Source organism: Parasutterella secunda, from assembly GCF_016901835.1.
Taxonomy (GTDB): Bacteria; Pseudomonadota; Gammaproteobacteria; order Burkholderiales; family Burkholderiaceae_F; genus Aphodousia; species Aphodousia faecavium.
In genome coordinates, this window is record NZ_JACJKX010000026.1 from 1 (window position 1) to 11684 (window position 11684).

Annotated in this window: 11 protein-coding genes and 3 tRNA genes; 8 read left to right on the forward strand and 6 right to left on the reverse strand. The window is 46.8% G+C overall.

Annotated elements, in window-relative coordinates; all coding sequences use genetic code 11:
- Window positions 1-262: 262 nt before the first annotated feature.
- A complete protein-coding gene (gene gluQRS, locus H5985_RS08985; protein ID WP_239481755.1) occupies window positions 263-1186 on the reverse strand; it encodes a tRNA glutamyl-Q(34) synthetase GluQRS in 924 nt (307 codons plus the stop codon).
- A 71-nt stretch (window positions 1187-1257) separates the two neighbouring features.
- Window positions 1258-2301, reverse strand: a complete 1044-nt coding sequence (gene ansB / locus H5985_RS08990; protein WP_205050976.1) for an L-asparaginase 2 — start codon at window positions 2299-2301, stop codon at window positions 1258-1260.
- 322 nt (window positions 2302-2623) lie between these two features.
- Between ansB and H5985_RS08995 the strand changes: the two genes are divergently transcribed.
- Both H5985_RS08995 and rbr read left to right on the forward strand, forming a co-directional pair.
- Window positions 2624-2700, forward strand: a tRNA-Arg gene (locus tag H5985_RS08995).
- Window positions 2701-2864: 164 nt separating this feature from the next.
- Window positions 2865-3404 (forward strand): rubrerythrin, encoded by a 540-nt coding sequence (gene rbr / locus H5985_RS09000; RefSeq protein WP_205050977.1) that lies wholly within the window; start codon window positions 2865-2867, stop codon window positions 3402-3404.
- 74 nt (window positions 3405-3478) lie between these two features.
- Here the strand turns inward: rbr and H5985_RS09005 are convergent, their stop codons facing one another.
- Window positions 3479-3700, reverse strand: coding sequence for a heavy-metal-associated domain-containing protein (locus H5985_RS09005; RefSeq protein ID WP_205050978.1), 222 nt, complete (start codon window positions 3698-3700; stop codon window positions 3479-3481).
- A gap of 102 nt (window positions 3701-3802) precedes the next feature.
- Here H5985_RS09005 and H5985_RS09010 point away from each other — a divergent pair, with 102 nt between their 5' ends.
- The gene (locus H5985_RS09010; RefSeq protein WP_205050979.1) at window positions 3803-6052 is read left to right on the forward strand and encodes a heavy metal translocating P-type ATPase; all 2250 of its coding nucleotides are present in this window, start codon (window positions 3803-3805) and stop codon (window positions 6050-6052) included.
- 161 nt (window positions 6053-6213) lie between these two features.
- On the opposite strand, the gene yddG is transcribed toward H5985_RS09010, so the two are convergent.
- The 3 genes from yddG to H5985_RS09025 form a co-directional block, all read right to left on the reverse strand.
- Window positions 6214-7113 carry an aromatic amino acid DMT transporter YddG gene (gene yddG, locus H5985_RS09015; protein ID WP_205050980.1) on the reverse strand — a complete coding sequence of 300 codons (900 nt, stop codon included), beginning with the start codon at window positions 7111-7113 and terminating at the stop codon, window positions 6214-6216.
- Between the two features lie 136 nt (window positions 7114-7249).
- Window positions 7250-7339 (reverse strand) — tRNA-Ser (locus H5985_RS09020).
- 75 nt (window positions 7340-7414) lie between these two features.
- Window positions 7415-7744 (reverse strand): thioredoxin family protein, encoded by a 330-nt coding sequence (locus H5985_RS09025; protein ID WP_205050981.1) that lies wholly within the window; start codon window positions 7742-7744, stop codon window positions 7415-7417.
- Between the two features lie 103 nt (window positions 7745-7847).
- Between H5985_RS09025 and H5985_RS09030 the strand changes: the two genes are divergently transcribed.
- From H5985_RS09030 to H5985_RS09050, 5 genes are all read left to right on the forward strand, one after another.
- A tRNA-Ser gene (locus tag H5985_RS09030) sits at window positions 7848-7935 on the forward strand.
- A gap of 152 nt (window positions 7936-8087) precedes the next feature.
- Entirely contained in the window at window positions 8088-9266 is a 1179-nt protein-coding gene (locus H5985_RS09035; protein ID WP_205050982.1) for an alpha/beta hydrolase, read from the forward strand.
- 80 nt (window positions 9267-9346) lie between these two features.
- Window positions 9347-10723: a DNA recombination protein RmuC gene (locus H5985_RS09040; protein WP_205050983.1), complete on the forward strand. Its 1377-nt coding sequence runs from the start codon at window positions 9347-9349 to the stop codon at window positions 10721-10723.
- A gap of 210 nt (window positions 10724-10933) precedes the next feature.
- Entirely contained in the window at window positions 10934-11122 is a 189-nt protein-coding gene (locus tag H5985_RS09045) for a virulence RhuM family protein (RefSeq protein ID WP_205050984.1), read from the forward strand.
- 69 nt (window positions 11123-11191) lie between these two features.
- On the forward strand, window positions 11192-11684 hold a 493-nt coding region (locus H5985_RS09050; RefSeq protein ID WP_205050985.1), incomplete at its 3' end, for an RNA-guided endonuclease InsQ/TnpB family protein.

Genomic DNA, 11684 nt, shown 5'->3' on the forward strand with positions numbered 1-11684 from the left:
GGCCGAAAACGACCTTATTACCCACGAGTTTACCGACGGTTTTGCGGCTGATGCAGCGAGACTTCCCGTTAATCCACTGGTTTTTATAGCGAACAATGTAATCGGTCCCGGTTTGGTTAACGATCATGACGGGGTGGATCGGTTCGAGAGAGGGCATGACAATCTCCATAGATTGTCTATATTATAATCTATGTTTAATATAAAAATCAATAGGGAATTGAAAAATAATTCAATAAAGACAACTATTTACTAAAGCTTTACTTTAACTTGGATATTTATGAACTTGTTTTTGAAAAGTTGAGGACACAAAACGGTTTCTCCACATCACAACGGCCTTGCCGTAAAAATCTTCGAAATTTTTTGCGTTGATAGCCGGAAAACCTAAATGCATCCAGGCGTGTTGAAGTTCGAGCAACAAATCAGAGCTTAGCGGTCGAGCACCGCCTTGTTTGCTGAGTTTTTCATGACGATCGTTCAATACGAGTGGAATGTGCATGTAACGAGGCTCTTTCCAGCCCAGTGCACGATAAACGGCAATCTGTCTCGGAGTGTTATCAATTAAATCTGCCCCTCGGACAATATCGGTGATGCCGCTATCGTGATCATCCACAATAACGGCCAGTTGATAGGCAAAGAGTCCGTCACTGCGTTTAAGCACAAAATCTCCCACGGCCTCTTCCACATTTTGCGAATACGGTCCGCACCACCGATCGACAAAACTGATCGGGTTGGAGTCGGTTAAAAAACGCCATGAGCGTATGGGTTTGGCGGTGCCGCCTCGACAGTTACCGGGGTAGCGGTGCAGGGGAGCACCGCTTTGGCGGTTAGCTTCTTCAATGCTATGCCTCGAGCACGAACAACCGTAGACGCGGTGCGAGGCGATCAACTGATTGAGAACTTCCGTGTAACGGTCTTGGCGTTCGCTTTGAAAAATAATCGGTTCGTCGCTTTTCATTTGAAGTTCATCCAGAACCGAGAGAATCCCTTGAGAGAACTCAGTTTTGCAGCGGGTGGTATCTACGTCTTCAATGCGGATGAGCCAGAGGCCGTTATGAGCTTTGGCGTCGATGAAACTAGCCAGGGCGGCCACGAGGCTGCCTGCATGTAAAAGTCCCGTAGGGGAAGGGGCAAAGCGTCCGATGTATTGTTCTGTCATGATGCCGGAGATTGTAGCGCAAAGACGCAAAAACCCCGATCATTGCTGACCGGGGCTGAATCGAAACCAGGTGAAACTGTTAAACAGTTTCAGCGATTTGACTAGTATTTGTCAAAATATTCCTGGATCTTCTTCGGATCGCTGGTCTTCGTCAAGGCCAATTGCAGCAACACACGAGCCTTTTGCGGGTTCAGGTATTGACCGGCAACGAAACCGTACTTAGCGTCGTCGATTTCAGCATCCTTGGTGGCAGAGCCCGTCGGGACACGAGAAGAACGAACAACAGCTACGCCGTCCTTAGCAGCCTTTTCGAGGATCGGGAACAAGTTCTTGTGGATGTTACCATTGCCGACACCGGCGGTAACGATACCCTTGTAACCGGCCTTCAACAAAGCTTGGAGCGGTTCAGCAGGAACGTTGGAGTAGTTGTAAACAATACCGACCTTCGGCAAAGACGTCAGCTTGGAAACGTCGAACGGGGTTTGCGTGGTGTGCGGTGTAGCGGGAGTATTGCCGAAATGCACCTTAGAGTTGAACACGTAACCCATCGTACCGAAGTTAGCACCTTGGAAGGTTTCCACAGCGGTCGTGTTGGTCTTGATCACGTCACGAGCGCCGATGATCTTGTCGTCCATGGCAACCATCACACCGCGGTTGGCAGCTTCCTTAGAAGCGGCAACAACAACAGCGTTGTAGAGGTTCTTCGGACCGTCAGCGGACAAACCGGTGGAGGGCAACATAGCGCCGACGAAAACGATCGGCTTGTTGCACTTGGCGGTCAAGTGAACGAAGTAGGACGTTTCTTCCATCGTGTCCGTGCCGTGCGTGACAACGAAACCGTCAACCTTGTTGCAGTCTTCATTGATCGTCTTCACGAGCTTGAGCCAAACGTCATCGGTCATGTCTTGAGAACCGATTTGAACGACTTGCTTCGGAATAACGTTAGCCACTTCAGCCAAAGCGGGGACTGCGGCGACCAAGTGATTCACGGAGACCTTACCAGCGGTATAGGCCGTACCCGTGGCAGATTGGCCGGCACCGGCGATCGTACCGCCCGTAGCCAAAACTTCAACGTTCGGCAAAGCCATGGCGGTAGCGCTGGCAGCCACTAAGGCAGTGGCCAACAAAGTATGTTTCAATTGCATATACAACTCCTCAATATAAACAGAGCGGCACGGCTAATCGCAACGGACACAACCGCACCGAGGGAGCATTTGCTCTCAGCCGTTTATCATAGGTGAAATCAATTAGTCAGTAGCATATTTTTTGATGGCTCTTTGCCATTTCACAACATTTAGTGACTTTTTTTAATTTGTTCTTCTAACGCATTGATTTTTATAATAAAAATCCGAAGTTTGAACAATGCTCTGTCTAACTGCTTGATTATTTTGAGAAAAAATGGCTAAAAGAGTATTAACCCTATATTGATTTTAACGTTATTAATGAATAAAATACTAAATTCACAGTGCGCCGGTAGCTCAGTTGGATAGAGTACCTGGCTACGAACCAGGGGGTCGCGGGTTCGAATCCTACCCGGCGCACCAAATTCTTTCGAGGAACGCTTAAGTTCCTTTTTCTTTTTCTACACCCGAATAGCTTCCTTTCTATCAAAGCAATAGTCTTTTGTTTTTTAACAAAGCAAAATAATCGGAAAGTCATTACTATGATTAATGGATCAAATAGTCCCATTTTCATTAAGGAGAAAGAAATGGATCTGAAAGGCACCAAGACCGAAAAGAATTTGATGGAAGCTTTTGCCGGCGAATCTCAAGCCCGCAATAAGTACACGTACTACGCCAGCCAAGCCAAGAAAGACGGCTACGTTCAGATTGCTGCGATTTTTGAAGAAACCGCCAAGAACGAACAAGAACACGCCAAGCTTTGGTTTAAGCTCTTGCACGGCGGCGCTGTGCCCACCACGGAAGTCAATCTTCAGGATGCGGCCAACGGTGAAAACTTCGAATGGACCGATATGTATGATCGTATGGCCCGCGAAGCTCGTGAAGAAGGCTTTGAAGACATCGCTTTCTTGTTTGAAGGTGTGGCTGCCATTGAAAAAGAACATGAAGCCCGCTATCTGAAGCTTCTTGAACGTGTCAAGGGCGGTATGGTCTTCTCCAGCGAAGGCGATACGATTTGGCAATGCTCCAACTGCGGTCACATTGTGATCGGTAAGCAAGCTCCCGAAATCTGCCCGGTCTGCTCTCATGCCAAGGCTTATTTCCAACGCAAGGCTGAAAACTACTAATCTCTTCTTCGGACTGATTCAGTAGAAAAAACCCGCCAAGGGATTCGATCCGGGCGGGTTTTTCATTACCGATACTATTTCTTGCAACAGCAGCACTTGGGCTCGCTTGCGTCAAAGCCGATGTCTTCAATCGCCGCTTTGACTTCTTCAATGCCGACGCCCATTTCTTCCCAGGTGACTTCGCCTTTTTCAAGGCTCACCACTACGCCTTTAGCGCCGGGCAAGGCACTTACGGCTTCCGTGACCGCCTTAACGCAGTTTTGGCAATGCATACCGTCGACTTTCAATTTTTTCATTTGGAACTCCTTCTTTGTTGATAACTATCATGACTGTTTCATATATTGCACCTTGTAGCCACTTCAGGGTATAGAGTGTCTCTGTCAGAAAACGGAGTCTTTATGTCACAGATCAAATTTGAGTTAGCGATTAAAGGAATGCATTGTGCGGCCTGCTCATCAAGAATTGAGCGCGTAGTCTCCAAAATGGCTGAAGTTGAAAAAGTCAGTGTCAGTTTGCCGACCAATCGTGCACAGGTATTACTGAAAGATGGCATCAGTAAAACGGATGGCGTTAAAGCCGTAATCGAGCGAATCGAAAAATTAAATTTCGGAGCGAAATTGTCCGAAGGGGCTGATCTTGTCAAAGAGTGGCAAAAGGAAAATGAGGAGTCAGCCAAAGCGTTAAGCCTTCAGTTTAAATCTTTACCTCCGATGATTGCTTTGGCGGTCGTGCTGCTTTACATATCCATGGGTCATATGGTCGGACTGCCTCTACCGACACTGATTACGCCTGAAGTTTCTCCATCGGTATTTGCACTGATTCAATTGCTTTTGGTGCTGCCGATTATGTATTTGGGCCTGCATTTTTACCGTGACGGCCTCTCTAACTTAATCCAAGGTGCACCCAACATGGATAGCCTGGTGGCGGTCGGAACCGGGGCTGCTTTCCTGTATTCGATTTATTCCACGCTGATGATTTTTACGGGTGACGCTTCCTTTGCAATGAATCTGTATTTTGAATCGTGCGGCGTGCTCATTGCCATGATTTCAATCGGGCAATACATGGAAGCGAAATCCAAGCGTAAAGCAAGCGATGCGATCGGCTCTTTAATGCGTCTGGTGCCACAAACGGCCAGACGTTATGAAAAGGGCAGCTCTGAAGTCGTGAAATTGTCGGAATTAATGTTAGGAGATGCTGTTTTAGTGCAGCCCGGAGAACGAATTCCGGTTGATGGTACGGTGCTTGAAGGGGCAAGCGAAGTCGATCAGTCACTCTTAACCGGTGAGTCCATTCCTGTCGCTGTAAAGGAAGGGGGAAGTGTCATTGCAGGGAGCCTCAACGGCACACACCCGCTCATTGTGAAAATTACTCATTTAGGCAACGACACGACATTGGCGCAAATCATTCGCTTGGTGCGCAGTGCTCAAAGTTCTAAAGCACCGGTAGCCGCCCTGGCTGACCGTGTGAGTTTTTACTTTGTACCGATTGTGATGGTGCTCTCTGTTTTAACTTTCTGTGCGTGGGCACTTTTTAGCGACGAACCAATCTCTTTGGCGGTTAAAGCCATGATTTCAGTCTTGGTGATTGCTTGTCCCTGTGCAATGGGTTTGGCAACACCGACCTCCATTATGGTGGCCACTGCTCGCGGCGCTCAGTTGGGTGTACTCATTAAAAATGCCGTTGCTCTGGAAATGGCAGGCAAAGTCGATGTGATTGCTTTTGATAAAACCGGCACATTGACTCTTGGGCAACCGAAAGTTGTCGATACGGTGACTTTTTCTGATTATTCGAAAGAGGCGGCTTTGAGACTGGCTGCAAGTCTTGAAGCGCGCTCTGAGCATCCCATTGCTAAGGCTATTCTTGCTGCCAATAAAGAGGAAGTCTTTGCCACTCAGCCCACCGTTCTGCCCGGTTTGGGTCTCGTCGGTGTGGTTGACGGCCAAAAAGTGGCTTTAGGAAACGCCTCACTGATGGTTCATGAATCCGTTGATATCGGTTTGGCAAAAGATGCCCTTTCGAGGATGAGCTCTCTTGCTCGCACACCTTTACTTTTAGCGGTAAACGGGAAGTTGATATCGGTCATAGGTGTTGCCGATACTGTCAGACCCGAGTCCAATCGAGTGCTTAAGGCTTTGCGCCAAATGGGAATCCGTACCTTAATGATCAGCGGTGATAATAAACGCACTGCCCAAAAGATAGCATCTGAGCTCGGAATCGATGAAGTCTATGGGGAAGCTTTACCTCAAGATAAGGCGAGAATTATCGGTGAACTTCAAGCAAAGGGGCTCAAAGTAGCGATGGTTGGCGACGGGCTTAACGATGCACCCGCACTGGCTCAGGCCGATATCGGTTTTGCCGTGGCCGATGGGGTGGATGTGAGTGCTCAGGCAGGAGATGTGATTTTGATGCGTCACGGCTTGGAGTCAGTCCTGACGGCCTTGCGCCTCTCTAAAGCGGCCTTGAGAAATATCTACCAAAATTTAGGTTGGGCATTCGGTTACAACATTCTTGGTATTCCGGTAGCAATGGGTGTTTTGCATGCGCTTTGGGGCGGTCCCATGCTTTCACCGATGATTGGAGGAACGGCGATGGCCCTTTCATCCACATCAGTGGTGCTTAATGCTTTGAGGCTGAGATTTTTCAAATAATCAGTGCAGCAACGGCTCGATGAATCGGTAAAGAAAGTAACAGATAACACCGATAGCTAATGCGCGCAACAAAAGCATTATCATGGCAAGCAAACGACCGATACCTTCGGCAAAAGACATCGGCTCGTTTGATTTGTTTTGTTCCTTTCCTATTTTGTCTGTCATTTGTGTGAGGAAACAGAGCGCGTAGCGTGCCAACAAATCAGCGATCCAGCTACAACCATGGCAACACCTTGCCAGAAAGAAACGGTTAATTGAGCGCCGATCCAGACCGAAGCGAATAAGCATGAGAGCACCGGTGTGAAATACGAAGCGATAGCTAAAATAGTGATGTTGCCGTAACTCATGCCATGCGTCCAGGAAGCATAAGCCACTCCCATAGCCAGTCCTCCGAGAATAACACTGAGCACTCCCATCCAGGTAACGGTGGGACTGCCTCCTATGCCCATGGCCCAGAAGGAACCGAAAATCATGACATCAAAAAAGAAAATAACGGTGCTCATGTTTTCGCCCTTGGACCAGGCCCGTGTCATTGAGGAAAAGCCTGCCCAAGTCAGAGCTGCCATGAGAGCCAAAAAATAACTCACCGGGTTTTGACCGATATGATCAATGAACGAACCGATGGCGACTTGTCCGTTACCTAAAATCCAATAGATTCCGCAGAAACTTAAAATGACACCCGGAGCAATCCACCAACGGGCTTTTTGACCGTTAAATAAAATGGCAAAAACAATGGTCAGAGTCGGCCACAAATAATTGACCATGCCGACTTCCATGGTTTGCGTTCCGCCGTCTGAGAAATAGAGCGATAAACAAAAAGTAATACTGGAAAGATTCGCGGTTGCCAACCCGATAGTCTTGTACTGCCAGGGAATACGTTCAAATTTCGGAATACCGATTAAAAAGAATAAGGCGACAGCCGCGACAATATAGAGCAGACACTGACCTTGTGCGATACCGAAATTTTCAGCAATGGTTCGCACAAGCGAGACACTCGCACCCCACATGAAAGGTGCAATCAATCCGATGAGAGTAGCGCCGCCGACAGATTTGGCGTTCATACAATTAGATCTCCCGCAAAATAAGCTCTGAGATAATCACTTGACGCAAAGATCGCTCAATCATACGCTGACAAAATCGGGGTTTTCAATAGACAAAAATAAAAAATCTCGAGCTGCCTAAACAGTCGAGATCATATGGCGGAAGGGGAGGGATTCGAACCCTCGGTACGGATAACCGTACGCCGCCTTTCCAGGGCGGTACATTCAACCACTCTGCCACCCTTCCGTGGTGTTGTGTCGTAAGCCCGAAATTATACTGGTGATTTACCAAATTTCAAGGCCTACGATAAAAAAGTTTTTCTTAGGCTTTGCAGCGTTCAATAAATTGCTTTAACTCGCTGGGAGTTTGAACTTCAACGATGCGGTCAACTTCCTGCCCGTTTTTATAAAAAATCATTGTAGGAATATGGCCGACGTTGTATTCACCTCTTAACTGTTCACGCAATTGTCCTTCACGATCACCCACATCAACGTGAGTGAAGTGAACATCCGTGAACTCCTCGGAGAACTTTTTATAAAAGGGCGCGGCTCGACGGCAATCAATGCACCACGGAGCGCCAAAATTGACAATGCAAAGCGGGTGCGATTGGATTGTTTCCTGCACCTGTTCATGACTGATTTCGTGGACCATCGGTACTCTCCTTAGAATAGATCCAAGCATAATACTTCATTTTCTTTTGTGTCGCTCTTGTTTCAAGGACTCTGTTTCGTTAAAATACCGCTTCTCACCATCAGGAAGGGTGGCAGAGTGGTTGAATGCAGCAGTCTTGAAAACTGCCGACGCGCAAGCGTTCGTGGGTTCGAATCCCACCCCTTCCGCCAATGCTTTTAGCAAAATCAATAAGTTACGCATAATCGCTTCGTCTTTCCTACATTCTTTCCTACACATTTCCTGGAAGTTGTATTTGGAAACATTCTTTTTTTCTGAAATTTTGTATGATCAGAATCGTACCTGATCATTGAACCGGTGAAAAATGCTTAATCGACAAAAGTTCTTAGTATCTGTTTTAGTCCTTACAACGGCTCCGTTGGCCGGTTGCGTCACTTTTGAAGACAATACGGCTCGTGATGTCATGCCGTTAGGGCAAACGAGTTTTTCGCAATATGTCGAAGAAACCACCCGCTGGATTGACACTCATCGTCGCTATGTAACCGATAATCGTCAGGAAGAACTTTCTCATCAGGTTCCCTTTGAGATCAAGCCTACTCGCCCCAATGGCAAGGGTGTGTTGATGATTCATGGGTTTACTGACTCACCGTACAATTTTGTCGATATCGCAAATAGCCTCGCTGATGAAGGATATCTTGTGCGAGCGGTGGTTCTGCCAGGTCATGGTACAAAACCCGAGGATATGCAGCCTGTCACGATTGATGATTGGGATCGACTCATCGATGAGCAAACACAAATCCTCAGAGACGATGTCTCGGAAGTGTATCTGGCAGGATTTTCGACCGGTGCCAATCTCGCCGTTCATGAAGCCTATGAAAATAAAGCTGTTGACGGTTTAATTTTGATTTCACCGGCTTTGAGTGTTCGCACGAGTCTGGTTCATTTCGTCCCGTTTGTGAGCCATTTTATCGATTGGCTCAGAACGCCTGAAGAAGCAGGAGGCGGCAATAATGCTTTCCGTTACAGAACCGCTCCGATGCAAGCACTCGATACCTTTAAAGATTCCATGGACTCAGCTATGGGGAGACTTCAAAGTTCTCCTTACGAGAAGCCGGTCGTCGTTTTCATGGCACAAAATGACAGCATTGTGGATACTCAGGAATTGTTGCCGTTGATGCAAAAACAATTCACGAGTGCCAGGTCACGCTTTGTTTGGTACGGGGATACCTTGCCCGAGGGCACCATTGCCAGTGATAAACGACTGACGGTCTTGACCGATTACCTGCCCAAATACCGGATCAGAAGTTTTTCACACTTAGGTTTGGTCTATTCGCCTGATAACCCCTACTTCGGAATGAATGGTTCTGAGCGATTCTGTCTGCGCGGACAAGAAGATCATTTGCGAGAACTGTGTCATCAAAGACGAAATCTCTGGTACGGATCCTGGAATGAAAATCGTGACGGCCATCCGTATGCGCGTTTGACGTTTAATCCTTACTTTAACGGTCAAATTGATTTGATCGTCAACACATTCAAAAAATAAACGTAACTGAACCTGAAAACCTCTTATTTTGAAGTAGGTCTGGTTATACTTGGGCTCGTTAATAATAACGGGCCCAGGCTATGCAAACAGTTATCCATTCTTTATCTCAATTACCTCTTGGATTTTGGGGAACAATTTTTGCTTTCCTCAGTTTTCTTCTGATCGTCTTATTGTTTTTTGTCGTTAACAACCGAACCCGAAGCCGGGACGACCTCTTTGCCTTTTTGGATAAGAAAATCGAAGACAGCTCTCGGTCTGATCTGACAAAAATACAGGCCGTGGTCAATGACAGTATTCAAAATGCGAACGCTCATCTGCGTAAAGAAATGAACGATTCGTCTTCCCGTTTGGCCGACTCGCAAAACCAGAACATGGTGGCCTTTACCGAACTCATTGAAAAAATTAATCAAGGTAATGCCAACACACAACTTCAAGCCAGAGAGGCATTAAAAACACAGGTTTCGCAGCTTTCTTTCGGAATTAACCAAGAGTTAGCCGGTATTCGTGAAACTTTAAATCGACAACTGCAGACGCTTCAGAGCAACAACGATGCAAAACTTGAGCAAATGCGTCATACGGTTGAAACAAAGCTTCAAAGTACGTTGGAAACTCGTCTGTCAGAGAGTTTCAAACAGGTTGCAGCACACCTTAAGGATGTGGAAGCGGGACTAGGAGAAATGCGCACGATTGCCGGTCAGGTAGGTGAACTCAAGCGAGTTCTGACTAACGTGAAAACTCGGGGTACATTCGGTGAAGTCCAATTAGGGGTCATTCTTGAGAACATCATCCCTAATCACTACGAACAAAACGTTGCCACTCGTCCCAACAGTAACGATCGCGTGGAATTTGCGATCAAAATGCCCGGTGTCAATGAAGGGGAATTCGTTTGGATGCCGATTGACTCGAAGTTTCCGATTGAGGACTATCAAAAGGTTGAGGATGCGCGTGAAAGGGCTGATGCTGAATCGGCTGAAAAGTACGCAAAAGCGTTTGAAACACGAATCAAGGCCGAAGCCAAGAAAATTCACGAAAAGTATATTGAAGTGCCCTATACCACAGAATTTGCCGTGATGTTCTTACCGAGCGAATCGCTTTATGCCGAGTGTCTCAAACGCCCCGGCCTTATTGAAGATCTGCAAAATAATTACCGTGTTACGGTTGCCGGTCCCACGGTTTTGAGCGCATTGTTGAACAGTCTGCAGATGGGGTTCAGAACACTTGCCATTCAGAAACGAAGCGCAGAAGTTTGGATGGTGCTCGGTCAGGTTAAAACGGAATTTGCAAAATTTGCTGAGGCACTTGATACGATGGAAAAACGAGTCGATGGTGTGAAGACTGCCATTGCCGGTGTCAGAACCCGTACCAATGTGATGGGCAGGCGCTTGCGTGATGTTGAACAGTTGCCCGGTGAGAAAAAAGCCGATACAGTTTTGCCTTTCAACGACGGTGAGGTCTAGATGTTTAAGAAAATTATGCAAATCGGTATTGCTATCGCCTTAATAATTATGGTCTGTTGCGTGGCGATGCAGTTTTTAGGAGCATTGTCCAAGCTTTAAGTGCGAAACAGGGTGTTGCAAAAGTCTAAAGTTTTGTATGGCGAGGTTGGAGAAGGCCCCCGAGTTAGTGTCTTGATCATAGATGATACGATGTGGCTGACTCGGAAACAAATGGCAGAGCTGTTTTCTGCCGACAGAACAGTCATTGGGAAACACCTCAAGAAAATCTTCGAAAGAGGTGAGTTAACACAAGATATGGTATGTGCAAAAAATGCACATGTCGCCAGTGATGGGAGAACTTACGAAACCACAATTTACCGCAGATTTCTTAAAGCCCCGGCATTAATGCCAGGGATATAAGGAACGCCAATGATAATTGGCAATTAGTTTAAGCAAAATTGGCTTCAAAACTTTGAAAAATACCGGCTTATGTTGTTCCGCCAAGGTTTTCTCTTTAAGCTTAAGCCCAACGGCCGTCAGGCACGCTTAATGTCGCGCTTTGCCGGCTGCTGCCGCTTTGTTTATAACAAGGGGCTAAGTTGGGCAAAAGAACAATATGAGAAGAAAACCGGTCAGCATCCCTCCTACAAGAATCTTTCCGCTTTATTGCCTGAGTGGAAAAAAGATCCTGACATGCTGTGGCTCTCAGAGTGCTACTCACAGTGCCTTCAGCAATCCATGAAAGATCTCGCCCGAACTTATTCAAACTTCTTTTCTGGTCGTGCAGATTTCCCGGTCTTTCACAAAAAGTTTGGCTCATCAGACGGTTTTCGGTATCCGCAGGGATTCAAAATTGATGAGACAGGCAAACAGATCTATTTGCCCGGTATCGGTTTTGTGAAGTACAGACGAAGTCAATATATCGAAGGGAAAGCAAAAAATATCACCGTCGTTCGAAAAGCCGACGGTTGGTATGTCTCCA

Bases quoted from the DNA above. Each gene is read 5' to 3' on its own strand.
- ansB (WP_205050976.1), bottom strand. From the start codon at position 2,301: ATGCAATTGAAACATACTTTGTTGGCCACTGCCTTAGTGGCTGCCAGC.
- H5985_RS09040 (WP_205050983.1), top strand. From the start codon at position 9,347: ATGCAAACAGTTATCCATTCTTTATCTCAATTACCTCTTGGATTTTGG.
- H5985_RS09045 (WP_205050984.1), top strand. From the start codon at position 10,934: ATGGCAGAGCTGTTTTCTGCCGACAGAACAGTCATTGGGAAACACCTC.
- rbr (WP_205050977.1), top strand. From the start codon at position 2,865: ATGGATCTGAAAGGCACCAAGACCGAAAAGAATTTGATGGAAGCTTTT.
- yddG (WP_205050980.1), bottom strand. From the start codon at position 7,113: ATGAACGCCAAATCTGTCGGCGGCGCTACTCTCATCGGATTGATTGCA.
- H5985_RS09005 (WP_205050978.1), bottom strand. From the start codon at position 3,700: ATGAAAAAATTGAAAGTCGACGGTATGCATTGCCAAAACTGCGTTAAG.
- H5985_RS09025 (WP_205050981.1), bottom strand. From the start codon at position 7,744: ATGGTCCACGAAATCAGTCATGAACAGGTGCAGGAAACAATCCAATCG.
- H5985_RS09035 (WP_205050982.1), top strand. From the start codon at position 8,088: ATGCTTAATCGACAAAAGTTCTTAGTATCTGTTTTAGTCCTTACAACG.
- H5985_RS09010 (WP_205050979.1), top strand. From the start codon at position 3,803: ATGTCACAGATCAAATTTGAGTTAGCGATTAAAGGAATGCATTGTGCG.